This window comes from Truepera sp., assembly GCA_032027045.1.
Lineage (GTDB): Bacteria > Deinococcota > Deinococci > Deinococcales > Trueperaceae > JAAYYF01.
In genome coordinates, this window is sequence record JAVSMU010000001.1 from 1,387,756 (window position 1) to 1,413,210 (window position 25,455).

At 69.7% G+C, this 25,455-nt stretch carries 24 protein-coding genes and 1 other RNA gene; 21 read left to right on the top strand and 4 right to left on the bottom strand.

Annotated elements, in window-relative coordinates; genetic code table 11:
* A partial coding sequence (locus tag ROY82_06375) for a hypothetical protein (GenBank protein MDT3682088.1) occupies positions 1–1,977 on the bottom strand: 1,977 nt, incomplete at its 3' end.
* A gap of 46 nt (positions 1,978–2,023) precedes the next feature.
* Between ROY82_06375 and purM the strand changes: the two genes are divergently transcribed.
* Positions 2,024–3,070: a phosphoribosylformylglycinamidine cyclo-ligase gene (gene purM / locus ROY82_06380; protein MDT3682089.1), complete on the top strand. Its 1,047-nt coding sequence runs from the start codon at positions 2,024–2,026 to the stop codon at positions 3,068–3,070.
* A gap of 51 nt (positions 3,071–3,121) precedes the next feature.
* Here the strand turns inward: purM and ROY82_06385 are convergent, their stop codons facing one another.
* The 3 genes from ROY82_06385 to ROY82_06395 form a co-directional block, all read right to left on the bottom strand.
* The gene (locus ROY82_06385) at positions 3,122–4,597 is read right to left on the bottom strand and encodes a HAMP domain-containing sensor histidine kinase (GenBank protein ID MDT3682090.1); all 1,476 of its coding nucleotides are present in this window, start codon (positions 4,595–4,597) and stop codon (positions 3,122–3,124) included.
* A gap of 20 nt (positions 4,598–4,617) precedes the next feature.
* Positions 4,618–5,295: a response regulator transcription factor gene (locus ROY82_06390; protein ID MDT3682091.1), complete on the bottom strand. Its 678-nt coding sequence runs from the start codon at positions 5,293–5,295 to the stop codon at positions 4,618–4,620.
* A gap of 104 nt (positions 5,296–5,399) precedes the next feature.
* Positions 5,400–5,891, bottom strand: a complete 492-nt coding sequence (locus ROY82_06395; protein MDT3682092.1) for an S-ribosylhomocysteine lyase — start codon at positions 5,889–5,891, stop codon at positions 5,400–5,402.
* A gap of 116 nt (positions 5,892–6,007) precedes the next feature.
* Between ROY82_06395 and ROY82_06400 the strand changes: the two genes are divergently transcribed.
* The 20 genes from ROY82_06400 (at position 6,008) to rlmB (ending at position 25,452) form a co-directional block, all read left to right on the top strand.
* Positions 6,008–6,622 carry an NYN domain-containing protein gene (locus ROY82_06400; GenBank protein MDT3682093.1) on the top strand — a complete coding sequence of 205 codons (615 nt, stop codon included), beginning with the start codon at positions 6,008–6,010 and terminating at the stop codon, positions 6,620–6,622.
* 250 nt (positions 6,623–6,872) lie between these two features.
* Entirely contained in the window at positions 6,873–7,988 is a 1,116-nt protein-coding gene (locus ROY82_06405; GenBank protein MDT3682094.1) for a BMP family ABC transporter substrate-binding protein, read from the top strand.
* Between the two features lie 95 nt (positions 7,989–8,083).
* Positions 8,084–8,516, top strand: an RNA gene (gene rnpB, locus ROY82_06410) — RNase P RNA component class A.
* 335 nt (positions 8,517–8,851) lie between these two features.
* Positions 8,852–9,280, top strand: coding sequence for a division/cell wall cluster transcriptional repressor MraZ (gene mraZ / locus ROY82_06415; GenBank protein ID MDT3682095.1), 429 nt, complete (start codon positions 8,852–8,854; stop codon positions 9,278–9,280).
* Complete coding sequence (rsmH, locus tag ROY82_06420) at positions 9,277–10,176, top strand: 16S rRNA (cytosine(1402)-N(4))-methyltransferase RsmH (protein ID MDT3682096.1); 900 nt, start codon at positions 9,277–9,279, stop codon at positions 10,174–10,176. Before mraZ ends, rsmH begins: the two co-directional genes overlap by 4 nt.
* Complete coding sequence (locus ROY82_06425; protein MDT3682097.1) at positions 10,173–10,505, top strand: hypothetical protein; 333 nt, start codon at positions 10,173–10,175, stop codon at positions 10,503–10,505. The genes rsmH and ROY82_06425 overlap by 4 nt, the downstream gene beginning before the upstream one ends.
* Positions 10,496–11,986, top strand: coding sequence for a penicillin-binding protein 2 (locus ROY82_06430; GenBank protein ID MDT3682098.1), 1,491 nt, complete (start codon positions 10,496–10,498; stop codon positions 11,984–11,986). Before ROY82_06425 ends, ROY82_06430 begins: the two co-directional genes overlap by 10 nt.
* A gap of 80 nt (positions 11,987–12,066) precedes the next feature.
* A complete protein-coding gene (gene murF, locus ROY82_06435; GenBank protein MDT3682099.1) occupies positions 12,067–13,470 on the top strand; it encodes a UDP-N-acetylmuramoyl-tripeptide--D-alanyl-D-alanine ligase in 1,404 nt (467 codons plus the stop codon).
* Positions 13,464–14,387 (top strand): phospho-N-acetylmuramoyl-pentapeptide-transferase, encoded by a 924-nt coding sequence (locus ROY82_06440; GenBank protein ID MDT3682100.1) that lies wholly within the window; start codon positions 13,464–13,466, stop codon positions 14,385–14,387. Before murF ends, ROY82_06440 begins: the two co-directional genes overlap by 7 nt.
* A complete protein-coding gene (gene murD / locus ROY82_06445; protein ID MDT3682101.1) occupies positions 14,384–15,769 on the top strand; it encodes a UDP-N-acetylmuramoyl-L-alanine--D-glutamate ligase in 1,386 nt (461 codons plus the stop codon). The genes ROY82_06440 and murD overlap by 4 nt, the downstream gene beginning before the upstream one ends.
* A complete protein-coding gene (locus tag ROY82_06450) occupies positions 15,766–16,875 on the top strand; it encodes an FtsW/RodA/SpoVE family cell cycle protein (GenBank protein MDT3682102.1) in 1,110 nt (369 codons plus the stop codon). Before murD ends, ROY82_06450 begins: the two co-directional genes overlap by 4 nt.
* A complete protein-coding gene (locus ROY82_06455) occupies positions 16,872–17,948 on the top strand; it encodes a UDP-N-acetylglucosamine--N-acetylmuramyl-(pentapeptide) pyrophosphoryl-undecaprenol N-acetylglucosamine transferase (protein ID MDT3682103.1) in 1,077 nt (358 codons plus the stop codon). The genes ROY82_06450 and ROY82_06455 overlap by 4 nt, the downstream gene beginning before the upstream one ends.
* A gap of 3 nt (positions 17,949–17,951) precedes the next feature.
* Complete coding sequence (murC, locus tag ROY82_06460) at positions 17,952–19,400, top strand: UDP-N-acetylmuramate--L-alanine ligase (GenBank protein ID MDT3682104.1); 1,449 nt, start codon at positions 17,952–17,954, stop codon at positions 19,398–19,400.
* A gap of 10 nt (positions 19,401–19,410) precedes the next feature.
* Positions 19,411–20,247: a UDP-N-acetylmuramate dehydrogenase gene (locus ROY82_06465; GenBank protein MDT3682105.1), complete on the top strand. Its 837-nt coding sequence runs from the start codon at positions 19,411–19,413 to the stop codon at positions 20,245–20,247.
* A 1-nt stretch (position 20,248) separates the two neighbouring features.
* Complete coding sequence (locus ROY82_06470) at positions 20,249–20,848, top strand: FtsQ-type POTRA domain-containing protein (protein MDT3682106.1); 600 nt, start codon at positions 20,249–20,251, stop codon at positions 20,846–20,848.
* Complete coding sequence (gene ftsA, locus ROY82_06475) at positions 20,841–22,079, top strand: cell division protein FtsA (protein ID MDT3682107.1); 1,239 nt, start codon at positions 20,841–20,843, stop codon at positions 22,077–22,079. The genes ROY82_06470 and ftsA overlap by 8 nt, the downstream gene beginning before the upstream one ends.
* A 29-nt stretch (positions 22,080–22,108) precedes the next feature.
* Positions 22,109–23,182, top strand: coding sequence for a cell division protein FtsZ (ftsZ, locus tag ROY82_06480; GenBank protein MDT3682108.1), 1,074 nt, complete (start codon positions 22,109–22,111; stop codon positions 23,180–23,182).
* Between the two features lie 33 nt (positions 23,183–23,215).
* Positions 23,216–23,725, top strand: coding sequence for an NUDIX hydrolase (locus ROY82_06485; GenBank protein MDT3682109.1), 510 nt, complete (start codon positions 23,216–23,218; stop codon positions 23,723–23,725).
* Entirely contained in the window at positions 23,722–24,639 is a 918-nt protein-coding gene (gene ribF / locus ROY82_06490) for a riboflavin biosynthesis protein RibF (GenBank protein MDT3682110.1), read from the top strand. Before ROY82_06485 ends, ribF begins: the two co-directional genes overlap by 4 nt.
* Positions 24,640–24,696: 57 nt before the next feature.
* Positions 24,697–25,452, top strand: a complete 756-nt coding sequence (gene rlmB, locus ROY82_06495; protein ID MDT3682111.1) for a 23S rRNA (guanosine(2251)-2'-O)-methyltransferase RlmB — start codon at positions 24,697–24,699, stop codon at positions 25,450–25,452.
* Positions 25,453–25,455 lie beyond the last annotated feature (3 nt).

The following is a 25,455-nucleotide window of genomic DNA, read 5'->3' on the forward strand; positions in this document are numbered from 1 at the left end:
ACGCTTGCGCCTTGCTAGCTGCCGACCGAGGAGCACCTCGAGCGCGGCCGCCGGCTCGGCCGCACCGAACGCTTCCAGCAGCTCGTGCTCGGGCGAGTACGTCTGCACGAGCAGTAGCGGCTGGCGGTCCGCGCTCAGCTCGGCCAGGCGCAACAGGGTGCGCGTCGCCTCCTCCTCCGAGCGGAAGTCGGCGGCTGCCAGGTGGGTATCGAAGTGCGTGACTCCTATGAGGGACAAGCGGGGCAGCGGCGGCAGCCCGAGCACCGAGAGGGTGCCCACGATGATGCCGGGCTCGCCCGCCAGCAACTGGCCGACGTCCTCGCGCTGGTCCTTGTCGTAGCGGTACACGGGGAACCCGCCGAGGCTGGAGCGCAGTTGCGAGGCCACCCACTGCGTGCCTGCCCCACGCAGCGGCCCCACGTGGGTGCCGCCGCAGGCCGGACACCGCTCGGGGGGCCGTTCCTCGTGACCGCACTGGTGGCAGCGCAACATCGCCTCGTCGCGGTGGTAGCGCAGGGTGAGGTCGCAGTTCGGGCAGGGTGCCTGCCAACCGCAGTCCTGGCACCCGAGCGAGCCGGAGTAACCGCGCCGCGGGGCGAGGATGACGGCCTGCCGTTCTCTCTCCACTACCTGCTTGAGGGTGCGCGTCAGGTCCGGGTGCACGGGCCAGTTGCCGCTGCCGTTGAGGTCGGCCACGTGCAGGCGGAGGCGCGGCAGCGGGAGGTCGCGCCGCGCGGCAGCGTGAACCTGCGTCACGAGGTCGGGACCGGCAGCGACGTCGAGGAGAGTAAGCGCGGCGTCGGAGGCGCGCGCAAGGGCCCTGGCCGCCTTCGACACGAGGGTGCGCGAACCGGATTGGAGCTTGTAGGCGCTACTGCCCGCATCGATCAACACCACGCGGCCCAGGTCGGCCAAGGGTGCGAGCAGGGCGAGGTAGGTACCCACCAGTACCTGTGGACCGCCGCCTATGAGCTCGCTCCAGAGCCGCACGCGTTGACGGTCGGTGGCCTCGCCGGTGAGCAGCGCGACGGGCAGGGAGGCCGAAAGCAGCCCAGCCGTCTCGCTGGCCATGCCCGTCTCCGGCGCCAGAACCAGCACGCTGCGCCCGTCCTTCAGGTCGGCCCTCAGGCGCGGGAGCAGGGCGGCCAGCCGTGTTCTGCGCTTCCCGCCCACTACGGCGCCGTCACCCGCCGGCGGCACGAACTCGGCGGGCGCCTCGGGCAGCGGCTCATGGGGCTGGTCCGGCTGGAGCAGCGGCGGTTCGGGCTCGGGAACCTCCTGGTACTCCGCGTACCCTTTGGCGACGAGTGTCCTGACGGCGCTCACGCTCACTTCCGCGTCGGCCGCCAGGCCGGTCGCGCTCTCCACTTGGCCCAACTCGAGGAGCCGCTCCAAGGCGATCCTCTGCGCCAGCCGCCGGGCGCCCTCCAGGTCGTCATCCGGGGGTCGCACGGGGGCCAGGACGCGCCGCGTGGGCACGGCGGGCACGCCCCGCTCGTCAACCAGCCCTTGCTTCCTGAGTTCCTCCAGGGCCTTGGCCGGTAACAGCGCGGCCGGCGACCACTCGTCCATGTTCGCCAGTTCGGCCGCGACCTCGACTCCGAGCGCCAGCAGGTAGGAGGCCGCCGCCTCGTGTAGGCGAACCTGGTGCACGAGTTCCTGCTGGATGCCCGGTGGGTTGAGGGTCGCCAGCACCAAACCGGCGGGCAGGCCGGAGTTACGCGCCACGCCCATGATCGTGGCGATGGCCGGCGCGGCCAGCCAACTGTGGGCCTCCAGCGCGTGCAGGGCGTGCCGCAGCTCCACGCCCCGGCCCGCGTCCACCATGCGCACGTCCACGGCGACGCCGATCCTCACCCCGGCCTGCCAGGGGACCACCACGCGTTGACCAACGCGCGGCCCGTCGCCTTGCGGCGGCGGTAGGTACGTCAGCGGCGCCAGCGGCAGTGGCAGCAGCACGTCGATGGCATTGGGCACTGCGGTCAGTCTAGCCCCGACGCGCCAGGACGATAGAATCGCGGCCATGACGGCTAGTGGCAAGGGCTACAAGGACGCCGGCGTCGACCTGCGCGCCGCGGAGGAAACGCTCACGCGCATCGGCGAGGTGGTGGCCGGCACCTACACGCCCAACGTGCTCAAGGGCATGGGCGCGTTCGGGGGCCTCTTCGCCATGCCGGAAGGCTACTCCCGGCCCGTGCTAGTGGCGTCCACCGACGGCGTAGGCACGAAGACCGTCGTAGCCGCCGCCATGGGGCGTTACCGCCAGATCGGCCGCGACCTCGTGAACCACTGCGTGAACGACATCCTCGTGCAGGGCGCCGAGCCCCTCTTCTTCCTCGACTACGTTGCCTCCTCCAAGCTGGAGCCTGCCGTGGTCAGCGAGGTGGTCACGGGCGTGGCCGAAGCGTGCCGCGAGGCGGGGATGGCGCTCCTGGGCGGCGAGACGGCGGAGATGCCCGGGGTCTACGTGCCGGGCCAGTTGGACGTGGCCGGCACGATAGTGGGCATCGTCGAGCGCTCGGCCGTGGTGGATGGAAGCGCGGTGAGGCCGGGCGATGCCCTACTCGGCCTCGCTTCGGGCGGGCTGCAGACCAACGGCTTCAGCCTGGCACGCCACCTGGTGGGCGACGCCTTGCATGAACCCCTGCCTGGCGCCGAGCTGGGCCGCAGCGTGGGCGAGGCGCTGATGGCGGAGCACCTCAGCTTCTTGCCTGTCGTCCGTCCGCTCCTGGCCACCGGACTGGTGAAGTCCATGGCTCACATCACGGGCGGCGGGCTACCCGGCAACCTGCCGCGAGCGCTGCCGGCCGGCTTGGGCGCGGTGTTGCAGCGCGGCAGCTGGCCCGAACCCACCATCTTCGGCCACCTGGTGCGTCTCGGGAGCCTAGCGGACGCCGAGGCCTTCGAGGCCCTCAACATGGGCATCGGTTTCGTGCTGGTCGTGAGGGCGGAGGACGTCGAGGAGGTCCGTGCCGTAGCAGGCCCGTTGGACGGCGCCGTACCGACCTTCTACGAGGTCGGCACCGTGGTCGAGGGCGCGGGCGTTCGCGTGGTGGACGTTCCCGCCTAGGTCGTTCACGCCGTGGCCGTTCGCGCCAAGGGCCGCCGCGAACGACCGCCGTTACTGCGGCTGGTTCCGCACGCGCGTCATGACGCTGTCGACGAGGGTCGCCCGCACGTTGGCGGTGAGGTCGCTGGTGGCGCGAACGTCGAGGGCGGGCAACGTGACCGTGAAGACCGAACCCTCCCCGATCCGCGACTCAACCTCGACGCTCCCGCCGTGCTGCTGGACGATCCAGTTGACGATGGCCAGTCCGAGCCCACTGCCGTTGCCGCGCACGGAGCGCGCCCCGTCGACCCGGTAGAAGCGGTCGAATAGGTGGGGTAACGCGTCGGCGGGGATGCCGGAGCCGTCGTCCAGCACCTCGATGTGAACTTGGGTGCGTTCGGGCCTGACGGCGATGGTGATCTTGTTGGCGCCGGCGTTCAAGGCGTTCTGTACGAGGTTGAGCAGCACCTGCTTGAGGCGCGTGAAGTCGCCCATGACCTCCGCCAGCGGGGTGGTCGACCTGACCTCGATGCTAGCCGCACCCGCCACCGGCGCGACCTCCTGCTTGACGGCCTCCACCACCTCGACCACGTTCATGGGCTCGAGGTGCACCGTGAACCCAGCATCGGCGCGCGCAAGCTCAAGCAGGTCGTTGACGAGCTTGGCCATGCGCTCGCTCTCGCGCTGGATGACCTCCAGCGAATCTAGCTGGTCGGAGGTGGGGTTAGTGCGCCTGAGGAGGTAGCTCACGTGCCCACCGATGGCCGTCACGGGTGTGCGCAGTTCGTGGCTGGCGTCTGCGGTGAAGCGCCTCTGGGTCTCGAACGACTCCTGCAAGCGGTCGAGCATGTGGTTGATGGTCACCCCCAGGTCGCGGATCTCGTCGCGGTTGTTGGGCACCGGCACGCGCTTCGAAAGGTCGGATACCGAGACGAGGCCGGCGGCGGCAGTGACGCGCTTGAGGGGGGTGAGGACCCTCTCCGACAATAGCCAGACCCCGAGCGCGAAGACTATGAAGGCGATCAACACCGTTGCGATGAGGTCCCGGGCCAGTTGCTCCAAGGTCTGCGACATGAGCGACGCGGGGATGCCCACGAGGAACGCCGCCTGCACGCTGGGGACCCCGGTCGTGAAGTTGACGGTCGACAGCCTGCCGAGGACCCTGAGCCTCTCCCCCTTCACGTTGACCGTCTCGGTCATCTGCCCGGTGTCGAGCAGCGACTGCACGGCCGAATCGGGAAGCGACGACACGATGCCGCTGTTGGAGGCCCACGTGACGCTGCCACGGAAGTCGGATGGGGAGTCGGGAACGCGCCCTGCCGGCCCGACGAGCAGGATTTGATAATGCGCGTCGCTGGGCAACTTCTCCACGCCCTGAGCGATCGTCGAGGTGCCCGACGTCAGCTCCGCCAACGCTCGATCCGCCTGATCGGTGATGCCTACGCTAAGCGACCGTTCGGTGAGCACGTACACCGATACCGCTACCGCCGACAAGATGACGGCGATGAAGGCACCGAAGACGAGCGTCAGTTGTAGCCGAAGTCTCAAGGCTCTACCGTACTGCTCCGCTATTCCTCGCGGAGCACGTAGCCGACGCCGCGCACCGTGTGCACCAGGCGCCGCTCGCCATCTTGCTCGAGTTTGCGCCGCAAGTAACCCACGTAGACGTCCACCACGTTGCTGCCTCCGGTGTACTCGGGCCAGACCTTCTCCTCGATCTCGAAGCGGTTGAAGACCTTGCCGGGGTTCCGGGCGAACAGTTCGAGCAGCTCGAACTCCTTGGCCGACAGCTCGATGCGCCGGCCGTCACGGAACACCTCGCGACCGTCCAGGTTCATCACCAGGTCGACCACGCGCACCTCGCCCGTCACGGCCGGGTTGACGCGCCGCAGGTGGGCGCGAACGCGCGCCAGCAGCTCCTCGATGGAGAAGGGCTTGACCAGGTAGTCGTCGGCTCCGGAATCGAGCCCCGTAACCTTGTCGTCTACGGAGTCCTTGGCCGTCAGGATGATGATGGGCGTGTTGCTCGTCTTGCGGATGCGCCGCGCTACTTCGAGCCCGTCCAACACCGGCAGCATCAGATCGAGAACCACCAGGTCGGGGTTGAGCTCCCGGAACTTGGACAGTCCGGTCACCCCGTCATAACTGACCACCGTCTCGTAGCTCTCGGCCTGCAGCTCGAGGTCAATGAACTTGGCGATCTCCTTCTCGTCCTCGACTATCAAGATGAGCGGCTTGCGTTCCATGCCGGAAATCATGTCACGTGTTCTCATGAGAGAATTGATGGCTGCGTGAAACGAGCGCAGACCTACATGTCTTTGTTCAGCAGAGGGCTTGGGGCGACGTGCCCTCAGGCACCGATCGTCACGGTGGGCTGCACGATGATCTCGTGCTCCAGCACGCTGGCTGCCCACGCCCGTGCGCCCTCCAGGTTGTGATCGCGCCAGTTGCCGCACGTCTTACGGGAGCACCCCGGCACGGGCCCCTCGTGCGCGGCGACCGCGCGCATCGCTGCGGCGAAGCCCTCCAGCACCCGCTCCTCCGCAGGTTCGCCCAGGACGGTGAGGTAGAAGCCGGTTCGGCAGCCCATGGGGCTGGCGTCCACGATCTCCACCTCGGGTAGCGCTGCCCTCAAGTACCCGGCGATCAGGTGCTCGATGGTGTGGAGCGCGGCGGTCGGGATCTCGGCCTCGTTAGGCTGCACCAGGCGCAGGTCGAACTTCGTAACGACGTCGCCCTTCTCGCCCGTGTGCTTTGCCGCCAGGCGCACGTAGGGGGCCCGGACGCGGTCGTGGTCGAGCTCGAAACTCTCGAGTCTGGCTGCTGCAAGATCGTCTCTCACCACCGAATCATAGCGGTGGCCCTGGTTCTTAACGGGTACACTGGCGACCGGCGATGACGGCGTGAGGATCCGAACACGCGCTCACCCTCGAACCAAGGAAGGTATCTCACCAAGTTATGGAACGAGACAGCAACGGACGAGCAAAGGCGAAAGAGCGAGCCGAGCCGGCCGGCCAACGCCGCCAGACGGGGCTCCCGCGCGGCGTCGTGCCGGGCGAGCGCGTCGCCATCTTCGTCGACGGCAGCAACCTCTACAACGGCATGCGCGAGAACTTACGCAACACTCGCGTCAACCTGGCCGAGCTGATCCAGCAGCTCCTGCGCGACCGGCCCCTCTTCCGCACGTACTACTACAACGCGCCGCTGACCGAGGACTACGACGAGGAGCTCCGCGAGGGCCAGGCGCGCTTCTTCGACTCGCTGCGGCGCATCCCGTATGTCACCGTGCGGTTCGGCAAGCTTCACCGCCGGCCCGACGGCTCGATGGTCGAGAAGGGCATAGACGTCGCCATCGCCGTGGAGGCGCTGTCGCTGGCGTATCAGAACGCCTACGACACGGCGCTCATCGTCTCGGGAGACGGCGACTACGTCGAGCTCGTGGAGGCCGTGAAGCGCCTCGGGAAGCACGTCGAGGCCGCCATGTTCCGTAACCAGTCGGCAGGGTCACTCCTGGAGCACGTGGACCTGTTCCAGAACTTGGACGAGCTCGACTGGAGCAGGATCGTCTTCTAGACCGCGGGAGCGGCGGCAGCCGGCGTGTGCACGATTCATGAGCACGGGTTCGTGCGCTTTGCTTGGACGTCGCCGCTGTCTAAGCGCTGAGTAAAGACGCCGCCCCGAGCACTCAAGTTGCGTGCCGGGGCATCTGGTATCATCCGAGCGTTACACCACCGCCAGGGCGCACGACTCATGACGAGCGAGTTCCCCAGGCGGAATCCGGATTCGGGCAAGACCTCAGATTACGGGAGGAAGACCAACCACTATGCGCAAAATGATCGTTCTACTCGCAGCACTCCTGCTCACCATGGGCATGGCGCAAGATTACGTCTTCGGTATCGTCTACGACGCCGGCGGCAAGTTCGACCGGTCCTTCAACGAGGGCACGTGGCGCGGCGTCGAGCGCGCGCAGAAGGAACTCGAGGCCGCGGGCAACGAGGTCGAGGTCATCGAGTTCGAGGGTACCCCCGCCACCGCCGGCGAGGGCCAGCGCCGCATCGCGCTGCAGGGCGCCGAGCTCATCGTCGCGCCGGGCTTCTCGCAGGCCGACGCCATCACGGCCGCCGCGAAGGAGTTCCCGCGCACCTCGTTCGAGATCATCGACGCGGTCGCCGAAGGTGACAACGTCCGCAGCGTCCTCTTCAAGGAGCAGGAAGGCTCGTTCCTGGTCGGCTACATCGCCGGCACCCTCACCCGCACCGGCATCGTCGGCTTCGTGGGCGGCATGGACGTGCCCCTCATCCGCGCCTTCGACCTCGGTTACCAGGAGGGCGTCAAGGCCGCCTGCGCCGACTGCACCATCATCAGCAACTACGTCGGCGTCACGCCCGACGCCTGGAACGACCCGGCACGCGCCAAGGAACTCGCCAGCACCCAGAACGCCCAGGGCGCCGACATCATCTACGCGGCCGCCGGCGCTTCCGGTAACGGCGTGATCGACTTCGTCAACGAGAAGCAGTGCTTCGTCCCGAGCGGCGCCACGCGCCCCACCCCGATCGACGCCCAGCTCGAGAACATCGCCAAGCCGGCCGGTTACGACGCCAAGTGCGGCGGCGACGCCAAGCCGATCTTCTTCATCGGCGTCGACAGCAACCAGAACCCGCTCGGCGACACCGATTCCGACCCCACGACCCTCAACTTCGGCCTCACGAGCATGCTCAAGCGCGTCGACGTGGCCTCCTACGAGGCCGTCATGGACGTCGTCAACGGCACGTTCACGGGCGGCGTCGTCAACCTCGGCCTCGCCGAGGACGGTGTGGATTACGCGGTCGACGAGTACAACTCGGCCCTCCTCCCGACCGACCTCGTCGAAGCCGTCAACGACGTCAAGCAGAAGATCATCGACGGCGACATCGTCGTAACCGACTACCGCCAGCAGTAAGTCCGGGCTTAGGGCCTGGTTCGAGGCCAAGCGCGTGGGACCTGTCCTGCGCGCTTGGTTTTGTGCTGGTCGGCTCTGCTACACTACTAGGTGGCTGTGTGGGCGGTCTGGCCGCGACGTGCGCACGGCGCCGGTTTCCCTGGGACCTACCCGGTTCCGCAGAGGGGGCCAGCGTGCAAGCGCGTCGAGGAAAGTCCGGGCACCGTAGGGCAGGGTGCCAGCTAACGGCTGGGCGCGTAAGGCGACGGCAAGTACAACAGAAAGCAGACCGCGCGCGTGCCGCCTCGGCGCCACGCGCGTAAGGGTGAAACGGTGCGGTAAGAGCGCACCAGTGCCCCTGGTAACAGGGGCAGCTAGGTAAACCCCACCCGGTGCAAGGTCCGATAGGGAGAGAGAGCCTGCCCGGCTCGTCAAGATCTCCGGGTTGACCGCTGGAGGCGCGCGGCGACGCGCGTCCGAGATAGATGGCCAGACGCCTCCACCCTCGGGTAGAGGCCGACAGAACCCGGCTTACCAGCCCACCAGCCCGCGGCCCCGCAAGGGGCCGCAACTATTTCCTCCCCCTGCCCCCACTTACTCCACGCAACGACCGCGGCCAAGCGCAAGCGTGGCGCTACCTGGCGCCCATGGCGCGAGGGCGGCGCGGCTTCGCTGCAGCCCTCGAGTGGGGTGCGGGTGGGGAGGAAACGGGCGAAGCCCAAGCGTAAGTGGGAGACATCGTACATTTCAGGCTTTCTCTGGGTTGAGGGTGGGAAAACGTGGGGGAGTGTGGTAGAGTCTCGCATCTCGGTCGACGAGCAAGGTAACCGCGTGTAGGACGACACGAACGCACCTTGGTCGGCGCTAGGAGCAGAGCCGCAAAGATGCCTTTCGGGGAGTACCAGTACAGCGTCGACGACAAGGGGCGCGTCATCGTCCCCCCGGCCTTCCGCGACTTCGTCGCGGACGGCATGATCGTCACGCGCGGCCTCGACGCCTGCCTCTTCGTGTTCCCTCTGACCAACTGGGAGCGCATCGAACAGTACCTGACCACCCTGCCCCTCACCGACCCCGAATCGCGCAGCTTCGTGCGCTTCTTCTATTCGGGCGCCGCGAAGGCCAAGCTCGACTCGGCCGGCCGCATCACCCTCCCTCCGCCACTGCGCAAGTTCGCCCGCGCCGACGGCAACGTCGTGGTGGTCGGCGCGCCCAACCGACTCGAGATCTGGAACGAGGACCTGTGGCTCACGAGCTTGGACGCCGTGCAGGAGAACCCCCCGGCTCCCGAGCTCCTGAGGGAGTTGATCGGATGAGCGTTGCCACCGAGCAGCTCCACGTGAAAACGCCGCACGTCAGCGTCATGGCCGCTCAGACCTGGGAGGGTCTCGCGCTGCGCCAGGGGGCCTGGTGCGTGGACGGCACCTTCGGGGCCGGCGGCCACGCGCGGCTCCTCCTTGGCCGCGGCGTGAACGTCGCCGCCATAGACCAAGACCCCGCGGCCCTCGATTACGCCACTGCCATCGGTGCAGAAGCGTTGCCCGGCGAACTGCGCTTCGCGGCGGGCAACTTCCGCGACATGGAGGGCCTGGTCGCCGCCCTTGGGGTCGACGAGGTCCATGGCGTGCTCCTCGACCTGGGCGTTTCGTCCATGCAGCTCGACGAGGGCGACCGCGGCTTCGCCTTCCGCAAGGACGGACCCCTCGACATGCGCATGGGGACCGAGGGCCCGAGCGCCGCGGACGTGGTGAACGACTACTCCTTCGAGGACCTGGCGGCCATCATCTTCCGCTTCGGCGAGGAACGCCACAGCCGCCGGGTGGCCAGGCGCATAGTCGAGGGCCGCGAGGCGTCCAAGATCACCACGACCAGCCGGCTGGCCGAGCTCGTGAGTTCGGCCTACCCCCCCGGCCCCCGGCGCGAGCACCCGGCAAGGCGCACCTTCCAGGCGTTACGGATCTACGTCAACGACGAGCTCGGGGCCCTACAGGAGGGCCTCGAGGCGGCGGCCCGGCTGCTGGAGCCGGCGGGCCGCCTCGTCGTTCTCTCGTACCACTCCCTCGAGGACCGCATCGTCAAGCAGTTCCTCAAGGACTCGCCTCGCATGGCGCCGGTTCACAAGCGGCCACTGGAGCCCACCCCCGAAGAGATCGAGGCCAACCCCCGCGCGCGCAGCGCGAAGCTCCGCGTTGGCGAGAAGGTCGCGCCATGAACCGGCAACTGCCCGCCGCCTTCCGCCTCGCGCTGCCCGCCTACCTGGTGCTCCTCCTCGTGTTGGCGGTCATGGGCAGCATCAACCAGGGCCTCCTTCATAGGCAGCTCGACCTGATGGCGCAGAAGACCGACCTCACCACCTCAGTGGCGCGGGCGCGTCTCGGCGCCAACGCGGTCACAGGCCCGCCGGCCGTTGCCGAGTGGGCGCGCACCGCCGGGATGGTGCCCGTTCCCGAGGGCGGCCCGACGATCATGGTCGCGCGCGACACCGTAGAACTCCCGCCCCTGCCCGCCCCCTCGCTGGAGGTCAGAACCGTATGGCGCTGACGACCCCCACCGGAGCGACTCCCGCCACCTTTCCCCGGTCCGGCGGCTCCCACGCCTGGAACGACCACGCCGACCCGGCGAAGCTCCGCACCGGCGCCTCGCGCAAGGCCGCCGCTGCCCCGGCACCGCTCAGGTTCAAGCGCGTCTGGTTCCTCTTGCCCGGCACGCTGCTCCCCCTGCTGGCGGCCTTCGTGGGCTTCCTGTTACAGCAACGCGGCTTCACGGACCTGCCGCCCATGCCCACGGAGCCGATCGTGCGCGGCAGGCTACTGGCGGGCGACGGCAGCGTGCTGGCCGAAGGCAGCGCGCTGGAACGCACTTACCCACAGGGCGGCCTGGCGGCGCCGATCCTCGGCTTCACGGGCGCCCTGCAGCCCGACGGCCGCTACGGCCTCGAAGGCGTGGAGTACACCCTCGACAGCGTCTTGGCCACGGGCCAGGACGTTAGGCTCACCATCGACCCAGTCCTGCAAGCCACGACCGAGGCCCACCTGGCGGCCGCGGCCGCCCAGCACTCCGCCGAGAGCGGCGCCGCCGTGGTGCTCGAGGTCGGTACGGGGCGCGTGCTCGCCGCCGCCAGCTACCCGAGCTACGACCCCAACGACTGGCAGTCGGCGAGCCGCACACAGATGCTCAACCGCCCATTCCAGCAGGTGTACGAACCCGGTTCCGTCATCAAGCCCCTGGTGGTGGCGGGCCTGCTCCAATCGGGGCTGCTGTCACCGGACGAACTAATCGAGGCGCCCATGACCCTGCGCGTGGGCACCAAGACGTTCCGCGACGTTGCCCGCCACGACGCGCTCCTGGGCGTGCCCGACGTGCTCGCGTACTCCAGCAACTCGGCGATGATCCACCTGGGGTCGCGCTTCCAGCCCGCCCAGCTTCACGACTGGTTCTGGCGCTTCGGCCTGGGCCACGATCTGGACCAGCAGAGCATCCCGAGCCGCACGGGCATCGTCAACGACTGGACTCGCTGGGTGCCCCAGGACCAGGCGTCGAACAGCATCGGCCAGAACGTCTCCCTCACGCCGCTGCAGCTCGCGGCCGCGTACAGCGTCTTCGCCAACGACGGCATCTACGTGCCGCCGAGCATGGTCGAAGGGGAGCAGTTGCCTGCCCCGCACCGCGTTCTGGCGCCCGAGGTGGCACAGGGCGTCCGCAGCATGCTTGCTCACGTGATGGACACGGGGGGCCTGCGTCAGGCGCGGATCCCCGGCGTCAACTCCGGTGGGAAGACCGGCACCGCCGACGTCTACGACGCCGCCGCCGGCACCTACCTGCCGGACGACTACGCGCTGACGTTCGCCGGGATGTTCCCGATCGAGAAGCCCGAGGTCGTCATGGTCGTCATGCTCATGAAGCCCGAGGCGAAGAGCACCAGCACCTACGTCGCGGCACCGATCTTCCGCGCTGTCGGCAGTGAGGTGGTGGCGCACTGGGGCGTTGCGCCGAAGGTCGAGGCCGTGGCGAGCGCCCCCTGAGCGGTTCGGCCAGCGACCCATGAGCCATGACCTATAAGCAGTATGTTGTGTAAGATAATCAACGTGTGGAGGATGTTGTCATGCCGCTCCTGAGTGTTCGCGCGCTTGTGAGGCTCCTGAACACGGTCGAGCCCGTCGAGGAGCTGCCCGACGCCACCGGCATCGCCTTCGACAGCCGCTCGGTCCGACCCGGCGACGCCTTCTTCGCGCTCCCAGGCGCCAGCGGTCATGGCATCGACTTCGCCGGCTCGGCCCTCGAACGGGGCGCAGCCTTCGTCGTGTCGGACCGCCCCCACCGGCGCGGGTTGCTCGTCGACGATGCCCGCGGGGCCCTCCTCGCCCTCGGGCGCGCCGCCCGCGAACGCCTGAGCGCGCCCGTCATCGCGGTCAGCGGCTCCGCCGGCAAGACCAGCACCAAGGCGATGCTTGCCGCCGCGCTCCAGGCCAGGACCACGCCCGGCAACCTCAACACCCACTTCGCCCTCGCACGCCTGCTGGTGGACGCGGCGCTCGAGGACGAGGAGACGCCGAGCGGCGGCGCGCCCCTCGTCCTCGAACTCGGCATCGACCACCCCGGCGAGATGGCTGAGCTGGTCGACCTCACGCGGCCCGACCACGCGGCGCTCACCGCCATCGCCGCCAGCCACCTGAGCGCCCTCGGCGACGTGGCGGGCGTCGCGCGCGAGAAGACCCTGCTCCTCGACCGCACCCCCGGCGTGACGGTAGCCGCGGCCGACGCCGCCGCCTACCTCGGCAAGGAGACGCTGGAGCGAACCGTGGTCGTCAGCGTGGGGCGCGGCGACAAGGCGCTGCCCGCCGGCGCGAGGGCGAGCGTCGTGGGCGTCAGCGCACCGCTAGCCGACGGCGCCCTGCTCACCTGGGAGGCCGGCGGCGAGCGCGCGTCCGCCACCCTCCCCTGGCCCGGGCGCGCCATGGCGCAGAACGCCCTGATCGCCCTCACCATGGCCCGCGAGCTGGGCGTCACCACGGCAGCGGCCGTGGAGCGCGTGCGCCAGGCGCGCCTCGAGCCCGGCAGGCTGGAACGCCTGCGCCTGCAGGGCGTCACGCTGCTGGACGACTCCTACAACTCCAACCCCGCGTCCCTCGAGGAGGCGCTGGCAGTGCTGCGGGAAGCGCCCGCCCCCCGCGCCGCGTTCCTGGCCGACATGCTCGAACTGGGCACCCAGGAGCGAGGCGCCCACCTGCGCGCCGGTGAGCTCAGCCGCGGCATCGACCTCGTGGTCGCCGTGGGGCGGGCCAGCGCCGCCCTGCTTGAAACGAACCCCGAGGCCGTCCGCGCCGTCGACGCCCTCGCGGCTTCGGACCTGCTGGGCCGGGTTCCCAAAGGCGCCACGGTGCTGGTGAAGGGTTCCAGGTCGATGGGCATGGAGCGCCTCGCTGCCGCGATAAAGGAACGCGCGGCGCGTGGGACCTGGGCCACTACCGAGGCCACGGCCGAGGCCGCGGCGGTGGAACCGTGCTGAGCCTCCTGGTGGCGGGCGCCGCCAGCCTAGTGTTCACGGGCGTCTTCGTGCAGCTTGCGAAGCACGCGGGCTGGGGCAAGGCCATAAGGCCCCAGGGGCCCCAGAGCCACCTCGGGAAGTCCGGCACCCCGACCATGGCCGGGGTGGCGTTCCTCGCCGCCACCGTACTCGTGTGGGCGGCGTTCGGCGGCCTCGCATCGGGCAGTGAGACCGCGCTCGTGCTGCTCGTGATCGGGTCGGGCCTCTTGGGGCTCTTCGACGACTGGCTGGGCCTCGCGCGCAAGCGCCGCGCGGCGCTGGGACAATCGACCGAAGACGGTGGGGGCCTTGGCGCGCGCTACCGGCTGATCGTCCAGGGACTGCTGGCCGTTGCGTTCTCGTGGTGGGCCGTAAGCACGGGAGCCGCGCTCCTGGGCGTGGGCTGGCTCGACGTCATAGCGTTCGCCCTGGTAATCGTCGGCGCCATCAACGCCTTCAACTTCACCGACGGGCTCGACGGGTTGGCTGCCGGCGTCACCGCCATCGTGCTCCTCTTCTTCATCGGGTCGCCGCTCGCCGCCGCCCTGCTGGGGGCGCTGCTCGGGTTCCTCTGGTACAACGGCCACCCGGCGCGCACCATCATGGGCGGGGTGGGCGCCGAGGCGCTGGGTGCCGCCGTGGCGGGCCTGGCCATCTTGCAGGGCACCGTCTGGTACCTGCCCCTCGTGGCGGCCATCCCCGTGCTCGAAGTCCTCTCCGTGATCGTCCAGGTCAGCTACTTCCGCCGCACCGGCGGCAAGCGCCTCCTGCGCATGAGCCCCCTGCATCACCACTTCGAGCTGAGCGGCTGGAGCGAGACGCGCGTGGTCACGCGCTTCTACCTCGTCACGGCGTTCTGCGTCGCCCTCGCCCTCGCCATCCGCCAGGTGCCCGCGTGAGGGGCGAGGTGCTCGTCTACGGCCTCGGCCGTTCGGGCCTGGCCGTGCTCAGGCGCTTGGGCAAGGAGAGTAGGACCGCCTTCTTCGAGCTGCGCGAGGGCGGTGCCGACGTCGCGGAGGCCCTCGACCTCGGTTCCCGCCGCGCCGCCGCACCCTCGGCCTCGGAATCGGGCCAAGACTACGACTACGACCTGGTCATAGCCGCCCCGGGCGTACCCATCGACCACCCCGACCTGAACGCGCTGCGCTCGCGGGGTGCCCTGGTCATCGGCGAGGTCGAGTGGGTCTGGCGCACCACGCCCGGCGTCTACATCGGCATCAGCGGGACGGCCGGGAAGGGCAGCGTCACGCGCTGGACGGCGGATACCCTGGCGGCGGCCGGCATGGACGCCGTGGCGGGCGGCAACATCGAGCCGGCGTTGGCGGCGGTCGCCAGGCCGGGCGCCGTTCACGTAGTCGAGATGTCCTCGTTCCAACTGGAGCGCTGCCCCACCTTCAAACCCGACGTGGCCGTGCTCCTGAACCTGGGCGAGGACCACATCGACCGCCACGGTTCGGTGAGCGCCTACCACGCCGCCAAGCGCAACCTGCTGGCCAACCTAGGCGCCGGCACCACTTTCGTCGCCAACGACGACGATGAGATCTTGAGGCTCTGGGCCGCCGAGGCGGAGGCCGCCGGCGTCAACGTCCGCCGCTTCTCCCTTACCCACGAGGCCGACGCCTACCGCAACCTGGGAGGGCGCCTGGTGATGGACGGCGCGCCCCTGGTGCACTCGGACGAACTTCACGTCCTGGGCGAGCATCAGGTCGCCAACGCGCTCGCCGTGGCCTTGACTTGCGCGGCCGTGGGCGCCGACCCCAGCGCCATCACGGCGGGCCTCCGCGCCTTCACCGGGCTGCCGGGGCGCTACTCGGCAGCGGGGCAGGTGGGCGGCGTGCGCTTCCTCGAAGACTCCATCGCCACCCGGCCCCTGGCGGTGGCCGCGGCGCTCAGGTCCACGCCCAAACCACTCGTGTGGCTCGCCGGGGGCCAGGCGAAGGGAGCCGACGTCAGCGGCCTGGCTGGCCTGGTGGCCGAGAAGGTCGACCTCCTCGTTGCCCTGGGAGCGAGCGGGCCCGCCCTGCAGGCAGCCTTCGGCGACCTCGTGCCCACCGTCTTGGTAAGCGAGCCGCGCGGCCGCCCCGCCATGCGCGCCGCCGTCGCGGCCGCGCTCGAGCACCTGAACGCCCACCACGGGGGCGCCGGAAACGTCCTCCTCGCGCCGCTCGCGGCCTCGTTCGACCAGTTCGAGGACTACGCCGATCGCGCGGCGGCTTTCCGGGAGGCCGTCGCCGCCAACGCCGCCAACGCCAGGCGCCCACCACTCGAGGCCGACGCATGAACGACCGACTCCTACTGTCGATCCAGGTGACGCTCGGCGTGCTGGGCATCGTGGGCGTGACCGCGGCGAAACCCGAAGAGGCGCTCCCCCAGGCGCTGAGGGTCGTGGCGGCCCTCGCCATCACCCTGATAGTTGGTCGGCTAAGGGCGAAGCAAGTCGTGAAGCTCTCACCGTACGCCTTCGTAGCGCTACTGGTCGCCCTGGTGCTCGTGCTCGTCGTCGGCGTCTCGCCGGCCGGCAGCGACAGCAAGCGCTGGCTGCTGATCGGCGGTTTCAGCGTGCAGCCGTCGGAGCTCATGAAGGTCGCGGTGATCGCGTACCTGGCGGCCTTCTTCCACAACCACCTGGGCAACTGGGAGATCTGGCGGCCCATGCTGGTGATCGGCGTTACCGCGGGCCTGATCGTCATCGAACCCGACCTCAGCACGGCCGCGTTCGTCTTCGTCCTCGCGGTCGCGATCATGATCGCCGCAGGCGCCACGCTCGGCCGCGTCATCGCCATCATGTTCACGGCGGCCGTCACGGCGTCGCTCCTGGCGGGCACGGTGCTCAGCCAGTTCACCTACATCGGCGAGCGGATGGTGGGCTACTTCGACCGCTGGGGCACGCAGTCGCAGGCTGCGGACCTCTCGTACCAGGCACTTCGCGCGCTCGCCGCCATCGGTCGCGGCGGCCTGCTGGGGGTCGGCGCAGGCCGGGGCGTCCCCGTGCCGGAGGCCGAAACGGACTTCGTGGCGGTCTCCATCGCCCACTCTCTCGGCTTCCTTGGGGTGATCACGCTCATCGCGCTGTACGCGCTACTCGCCTGGTACGGGTTCTCCATCGCCCGCAGCGTCACGGGCCCCGCCGCCCTGCTGGCCGCCGGCGCCACCGCGTACGTCTGCGGCCAGGCGGGCATCAACCTGCTCGTGGCGTCCGGCATGTTCCCCGTGACCGGCATGCCGCTCCCCGGAGTGAGTTACGGGGTGAACTCGCAGATCTCGGTGGCGATCGCCTTCGGGTTCTTGCACCTCGCAAGCCGCCAAGCGCGCGAGGCGGGGGCAGCGGCGGAGCAAGGCTCGCACCCCGGGGCGCGGGCCACTCGCGGCGCCGCGCAACGCGCGTGAGCGGGCCTCTCAAGCTGCTGCTCGCCACGGGAGGCAGCGGTGGGCACATCTACCCCGCCCTGGCGGTGGGACGAGAGGCGCTCTCGCGCGGCGTTCGGGTGGCCGTCATGGGGGGTGTGGGTGGCATGGAGGAGCGTCTGACGGCAGAGGCGGGCTTCGAGTTCATGGGGGTGAGCACGGGCAAGTGGGACCGGCAGCGTCCGGACCCGAGGCAGGCCTACCGGGCCGCCGCCGGACTGTGGACCGCCAGGCGCCTCGCCCGGTCCTTCGCACCCGACCTCGTGATGGGCTTCGGCGGTTTCGCGTCCCTGCCCGGTTGCGTCGCCGCACGCACGCTGGGCGTGCCGCTCGTGCTGCACGAAGGTAACGCCTACCCGAGCCGCGTGAACCGCTGGTTCGCCTCCTCGTCCAGGCTATTCGTGGCCGCCCAGGAAGAGGCGCTGGCGCACGTGCGGCCGCGGCGCTCCCTGGTGGTGCCTTACCCGGTGCGCGAGGACAGCGTCGAGAAGAACGAGGCGCTCGAGCGCCTCGGCCTGCCGCGCGGCGCCGTCGTCACGCTCGTGATGGGCGGGTCTCAAGGCTCCCTGGCCCTTAACCGAGCCGTCCCGGCGGCGTTCGACGAGTTGGAGGCCCCGGCAACCCTCGAGGGCCCGCACGTCGTGCTGCACTCGACGGGCCCACGCTGGATCCAGGACGTGCGCCACACCGTCACCAGCCCCGCCTATCACGCAGAACCCTACTTGGACGCCACCCTGGCGTGGTCCGCGGCCGCGTTGGCCATCACCCGGGCGGGGGTGGGCACGCTCTCGGAGGCCGCCTACCACGGCGTGCCGACCGTCATGGTGCCGCTGCCCACCGCGGCCGAGAACCACCAGCTGCATAACGCCCGCGCTGTGGAGGGCGCTGGGGCCGGGCTGGTGGTCGAGGAGCGGGAACTCGCCCGCCTTCCCGAGGCCTGGGCAAGCGCACTGGAGCCCGGCTGGAGGCGCACGGCGGCGGCAGCCGCCAGAGCACGCACACCGGCCGGCGCCGCGCGTCGTATCGTTGACGCCGTCTTGGAGTTGGTGACCTAACAGATGAACCACGCCGCAACGACAGACACGAACGACAACGCCTCGGTAGGGGCACCGGGGCCCGCCTCGCAGCACATCCACTTCATGGGGATAGGCGGCGTGAGCATGGCCGCGCTGGCGCGCTGGTGCCGCGAGGAGGGCTTCGACGTGAGCGGCTGCGACGCCGCCGGGGGCGCCGTCCTCGAAGACCTGAAACTGCAAGGCATCAGCACCTGCAAGGGTCACGACCCGAGCCACGTCAAAGGCGCCGACGTGCTCGTGCACAGCATGGCCGTGCCGCACGACCATCCGGAACTCTTGGCTGCTCGCGCGGCCGGGGCGCAGGTCCTGCGCCGGATCGCGCTTCTCGGGCAGCTCTTCGGCCGCCGCCAGGCGATAGGCGTGACGGGCACGCATGGCAAGAGCACCACCACCGCCATGGTCGCCACTCTCCTGCTGGCACTCGATCCCGACACCTCCGTACAACTAGGGGCGTCGTTGCCGATCATCGGCGGAAGCATGCGCTACGGGCGGGGCCGCTGGCTGGCAGCCGAGGTCGACGAGTCGGACCCCGGCTTCGCCGACCTGGTGAGCGAGGTAGCGGTCATCACAAACCTCGACGACGACCACGTGGCCGGCGAGTACGACGAGCGCCGCAACTACCACGCCTCCTTCGGCGACCTCCAGGCAGCGGCGCAACGCTTCGCGCTGGCGGCGAACCGGCTCGTCTACTGCCACGACTGGCCCGGCCTGGCCGAGCTGGTGCACGCGCACCCCAGGGCGGTCTCGTACGGCACGGGGGTGGGCGCCGACTACCGGGTGAGCGACGTCCGCCTGGAGCCCACCGGAAGCTCCTTCAGGCTGAGCCGACCGGGCGCGGAGCCCATCGACGTCGTGATGTCGGTGCCAGGCACTCACAACGTGCTGAACGCCGCAGCGGCGATCACCGCGGTCGACTTCGCGGGCCTCGACCCGCTGCCCGCGCTCCCGGCCCTGACCTCGTTCAAAGGCGTCGGTCGCAGGTGGCAGTCGTACGGCCAACTGAACGGCGCCATGATCATCGACGACTACGCCCATCACCCCACCGAGGTGGCGGCCACCCTGCAGGCCGCGCGCGCCACGGGGCGCCGCGTCCGCGCCGTCTTGCAGCCCCACCGCTGGGTGCGCACGGCCCGCCAGTGGCCCGCCCTGGCGCAGGCGGCGGCCCTGGCAGACGAGGTCGTCGTGCTCGACGTCTATGGCGCCGGCGAGCTACCGATAGCGGGGGTCTCTCCCGAACTCATCGCAGAGCGCATCAACCGCCTGGGGGTGCCGGCGCGCGTGGACGACCTCGCGCACGCCGAGGCCTACTTCGCGGCCACCGCCCTGCCCGGCGACTTGGTGATCACCCTCGGCGCCGGCGATGTGTGGCGGGTCGCGGCCGGGCTCGGTGCACGCGCCGTTGCCGCCGGCAGCCCAGCGGCCGGCAGCTAGGGGCGTCCGCATGGCCGCCTCCGCACCCCGGGTACGCACCGTCTTGCTGCGCGACTTCACCACGCTGCGCGTGGGCGGCGAGGCCGAGCTGTGGGAGGTGAACGACGAGGCCCAACTCAAGGAGGCGACGTCCGAGCCGTTCCTGGTGCTTGGTTCCGGCGCCAACCTGTTCGTTTCGGACGCCGGGGTCGACCGCCGGGTCGTGCGCTTGGGCCGCGCATACAACGACATGGCGGGCTTCGGCGCAGACGCCACGGTCTGGGTCGGCGCGGCCACCCCGCTTCCGGGCATGGTGCGCCGCGCGCAGCGCGCGGGCCTCTCCGGCCTGGAAGGGCTATCGGGGGTACCCGCCGTTCTCGGCGGCGCCATCGCGATGAACGCGGGCACGCGCTTCGGGGAGATGTCGGACACGGTGGCCGAGGTCGAGCTGTTCGTTAACGGCGCGCTCGAGGTCGTCCCCGCCGGCGCCCTCGGCTTCCGCTATCGCCACTCCGAGCTGCCGGAGGGCGCGGTCGTCACGCGGGCGCGGCTCGAACTGACCCCCTCCTCGCCGGAGGCCGTGTCGCGGACGATGAACGCCGTCGACGCCGCCCGCGCGGGCCAACCGAAGATCAAGTCGGCGGGTTGCGCCTTCAAGAACCCCCCTGGCGATTCGGCCGGTCGCCTCATCGACGTCGCCGGCCTCAAGGGCCTCACGGTCGGCGACGCCATGGTCGCCCACGAACACGGCAACTTCATCATCAACCTGGGGAACGCCTCCTCCGACGACGTGGCGGCGCTCATCGCGCTGGTTCAGGAACGCCTGCAGCAACCGCTCGAGTTGGAGTGGCGCCTGTGGGGGTTCTGAAGTGCGCCGGTTATTACTGGTACTGCTGGTCCTGCTGGGAGCGGGCCTCATCACGAGCCGGTTCGTGCCCAAGGTCGAGTACGTGACCGTCACGGGTAACGTCCACCACGACGTCGACCAGGTCATGCGCTTGGCCGACGTGGCGCCGGGAACGCCGTTCCTGTGGGTAACGGCGGGCCGCGTGCGGGGCCTCGTGAGCGACCCCTGGGTGCTCCAGGCGGTAGTGGTCAGGCAGTGGCCGGACCGCGTGAGCATCGCCGTGCGCGAGCGCGTACCGGCCATAACGAACGGCGCGGTCACGTGGGCGGACGATGGTACAGTCCTTGACGGCGCCACCCCGGCCGAAACGGCGGGGCTACCCCGGCTGGAGGGCTGGGGCCCGGAGCGCACCGCGGAGGCCATCACGCTACTTAGGCTCCTGCGACCGTTCGGGGTTCAGGTGATAAGCTACTCGCCGGAAGGATTCGACATCCTGTTGAACGATGCACAGCTATTCACGGCGAGTGCGAAGGCTCTGCGCGAGCATTGGTCGGCATTCGTAGGTCACCGCGGGGGCCGCATGGCGGTCTACCCCTGGGGAGTGAGCAAGGCAGATGAGTGACGAACGCATAATCGTCGGGCTCGACATTGGCACCACCAAGATCTGTACGGTGATCGGCGAGGTAGCGTCCGACGGCGTTCTGGACATCATCGGCGAGGGAACCGTCCCATCCGACGGGCTGCGCAAGGGCGTGGTCGTGAACCTCGAGCGCACCATAGCGGCCGTGAGACAGTCCGTGGCCGCCGCCCAGCGCGTGGCGGGCGTGGAGGTGCACTCGGCCTGGGTGGGGGTGGCCGGCAGCCACCTCAAGGCGCTGACGAGCCACGGCATGACGGCCATCCGCCGCGGCTACGACGTCACGCGCAACGACGTGGACCGCACCATCGAGAACGCCCGCGCCGTGCCACTTGAGGCGAACATGGAAGTCCTCCACGTGATCCCACAGGAGTACGTGGTGGACGGCAACGACGGCATAAAGGACCCGCTCGGCATGTCGGGCGTGCGCCTCGAGGTCGACGTTCACATCGTCGCCGGCGCGCAAGGGCCGCTGCAGAACCTCAGGCGCTGCGCCACCGACGCCGGAGTGGGGGTCGAGGGGATGGTCGTCCAGGCGCTCGCCTCGGGCCTCGCCGTCCTCAACCGCAGCGAGCAGGAGCTGACCACCCTCCTCATCGACATAGGCGGGGGCACCACCGACGTCGGCGTGTTCCGCCGCGGCACCCTCTCGCACTCGGCGGTCATCCCGTTGGGCGGCGATCACATCACGCAGGACATCAGCCAGCTGTTGCGCATCCCGCCCGACGAGGCGGAGCGCGTCAAGCGGCGCTACGGTGTCGCGTTACCCGAGCTGGCCGACCGCGACGTAGAGCTAGAAGTGGCCAACCCCAGTTACACGGCCAGCATCTCCACTTTCGAGCTGGCACAGGTCATCAGGCCGCGCGTGGTGGAGATCCTCGACATGGTGCGGCGCGACATAGAGCAGCGCATGGGCGCCCTCGAGCTCCTGGCAGGCAACGTGGTCATCACGGGCGGCGCGTCGCTCATGCCGGGCGTCGAGCAGGTGGCGAACGACCGCTTCAGGCTGCCCGTACGCCTCGGTAAGCCGGACGGCGTTTCCGGCCTCTCCGACGTGGTCGCCAGCCCCGCGCATGCCACCGCCGTCGGCCTGGTACGTTACGGCATGGCGCAGGGTCCGGTCGCTTCCCCTACCAGTCGCCGAACTCGCTCCGGCGACGAGACGGACGAGAGCTTCATAGGGCGCATTCGCAAGATCCTCAAGGATTTCTTCTGAGTTCGGGCAAGAGAGAGGCGGACAAGGTGATGGGATACGTCGACAACGCGGTCATCCGGGTGATCGGCTTGGGCGGTGGCGGCAACAACGCCGTCAACCGCATGATCGAGACGGGCTTGCGTGGGGTGGAGTTCGTTGCGGCGAACACCGACGCGCAAGTGCTCGCCACATCGCTGGCGGACGTGCGCATCCAGATGGGCGACCACCTGACCAAGGGGCTCGGCGCCGGTGCCAACCCCGAGGTCGGCGAGAAGGCAGCCCTCGAGGACCGCGACCGCGTCGCGGAGGCACTCCGCGGCTCCGACCTCGTCTTCATCACCGCCGGCATGGGTGGCGGCACGGGTACGGGCAGCGCGCCGATCGTGGCGGAGGTTGCCCGCGAGTTGGGCGCCCTGGCCATCGCCGTCGTTACCTCCCCGTTCCTGATGGAGGGCCCCCGCCGCATGGCGCAGGCGCAAGAGGGCCTGAGGCGGCTCGAGGACAAGGTCGACGCGCTCATCGTGGTCGAGAACCAGCGCCTCATCTCGGCGCTCGACCGCAAGGTGCGCCTGCAGGACGCGTTCCGTGTGGCCGACCGCGTGCTGTACCACGGCGTGAGGGGCATCAGCGACGTCATCAACGTGCCGGGCCAGATCAACGTCGACTTCGCCGACGTCAAGGCGCTGCTACAGGGGGCGGGCACGGTGCTCATGGGCATCGGGGCCGGTCGAGGGGAGAACCTCGCCGAGGAGGCCGCCGAGAGCGCCACGCACTCGCCGCTCCTCGCGCGCGGCGTCGAGGGCGCGCGCAACCTGCTCATCAACATCACGGCCTCCGACGGCCTAACGCTCCACGACGCGCACGAGATCGTCACCAAGATCAGTGAGGCGACCGAGATCGACGATCCCAACGTCCTCTTCGGCATCACCTACGACGAGGACGCCGGCGACGAGGTGCGGGTGACGGTCATCGCGGCCGGCTTCGATCAGGCCCCGCAGACCCGCATCCTGCGCCCCACGCACCTGCGCGGCGGCCTGGGCGCCGGCGGCAACAAGACCTACGACCCGAGCAACTACGACATCCCCGCCTTCCTCCGCTACAACCCGGACGGCAGCGAGAACTGAACGAGGAAGCGGTAGCGCCCGGCAACGTTCCGGGTGAGCACGGCACAGCGCATGCGTGAGGTGAAGTTCCGCGGAAGGTTGATCACCGTGGCCGTCCTGGACGGCCATTGGGAGGTAGTGGAGCACCCGGACGCCGTGGCGGTGATGGTCGTCCGTGGCCGAGAACTGCTCGGGGTGAGGCAGCCGCGGCCGGCCGTGGGCGCAAGCACGTGGGAGATCCCCGCCGGCCTGATCGAGGACGGCGAGGCCCCAGAGGACGCCGCCCGGCGCGAGCTGGCCGAGGAAGTGCAACTCGGCGGCCGCCTCAAGCTCGTCTCGCGCCTGTACGCATCGCCCGGCTTCACCGACGAGCAGTGTTATTTGTACGAACTCTCCGGCGCGCACCAGGCGGCAGGTACTCCGGATGCCGGCGAGGACCTCGTCCTGGAATGGCGCGACGCCCTGGAGGTATGGAACGGGGTGCTCGCCGGCACGGAGTCGACGTCGGGGGTGACGCTGCTGGCCGTGAGGCACGTGCTGGCACGCTCCGGCGTTACTCTATGAACGCGCGCGAAGCCATACCGATCAGCGTCGACTCGCTCGCGGCCGTGGAACCTCGTGGGGCCGTGCTGTGCATCGGGAACTTCGACGGCGTGCACCTGGGCCACCGCACGTTGCTCAGGCGCATGCACGACCTGGCCAGCGACCTTGCCGCGCCCGCCGTCGTCGTCACGTTCTTCCCTCCCGCGCGGGTGCTGTTCGAGGGAGCAACCTTCCTCATGACCCCCGAGGAGAAGCTGCTGGCGCTCGGGGAGTTCCACCCCGACGTCGTAGTGAACATCGCGTTCGACCGCGAGTTCGCCGCCACCGACAAGTCGTCGTGGCTCGCCGAGCTCGCCGAACTGCAACCCGCCGCCATAATCGTGGGCAAGGACTTCCGCTTCGGCCGGGGGCGCCAGGGCGGCATCGCCGACCTGGGCACCGTGACCGACAAGCTGGAAGTGTTCCCCCTCGTCGAGAAGGACGGCGCACCGGTGAAGTCCTCGGACATCAGGAGACTGCTGGCCGAGGGCGACGTCAAGGGTGCGGCAAGGTTGCTTGGAGCGCCGTACCTGGTCCGGGGCGTGGTCGTCAAGGGTCAGCGGCGCGGTGCCGGCATCGGCTACCCCACCGCCAACCTGAGCGTCCCGGCGGGCAAGGCGGTACCTCTCGGCGTGTTCGCGGTGCGCGTGAGCGTGGCGGGCGAGACCTTCGGCGGCATGGCGAACGCGGGTCCGCGGCCGAGCTTCGAGGAGGCGCCGCCGGCGCTCGAGGTCTACCTCTTCGACTTCGACCGGAACCTCTACGGAGCCGAGTTGGACGTGCGGTTCGTCGAGCACTTGCGCGCTCAGCTGAAGTTCGCCGGTCTCGAGGAGCTCAGGGCGCAGTTGGCCGCGGACGAGACCGCGGCTCGGGAGATCCTCGCGACCTCGGCGTAGGCGCGACCCGGGCGCCACTACCGATCCGAGCGCCACTTCCGCCCGTATACTCCCCGCATGTGGATCTACGGACGCAACGCCGTCTTGGAGGCCCTTCGCGACTCGACGGTCGAGCGCGTCGCCGTGGCCAAGGGCGTGCAGCCCGGAATCCTGAAGGAGCTGAGGCGCGCCACGGCGGCGGCGGACGTGCCGCTCGACGAGGTCCCGCGCATCCAGCTCGACCAGGCCCTGAAGACGACCCAGCACCAGGGCGTGGCAGCGCTCATGCCGGAGGTGACCACCGCCCCGCTCGAAGCGGCATTCGAACGCGCCGAGAGCCGCGACGAACAGCTCCTGTTGGTGCTTCTCGACCACCTCACCGATCCCCGCAACGTGGGCGCCATCATCCGTAGCGCCGAGGCCCTGGGCGCTCACGGCGTGGTGATGGAAGAGCGACGCTCGGCCCCCCTCTCGGCCGTGGTCGTCAAGGCCGCGGCGGGAGCCACCGCGCACTTGCCCCTGATCGTGGTCACGAACCTGCCCCGGACCATCGAAGACCTAAAGGAGCGTGGGGTCTGGGTGTACGGCGCAGACGGGGCCGCCACCGCCACCCCGGCAGACATCGACTGGGAGCGTAAGGTGGCGCTCGTCATCGGCTCCGAGGGGGACGGCATGCGGCGCCTGGTGCGCGAACGCTGCGACGAGCTCGTCGCCGTGCCCCTGTCGGGCAGGATCACCTCACTCAACGCCTCCGTGGCCGCCGGGATACTGCTGTTCGCCGCAGTGACCGCGCGCGCGAGGGCCAATGCGCCAGCCGGTGGCGCGGAACGGTAGTAA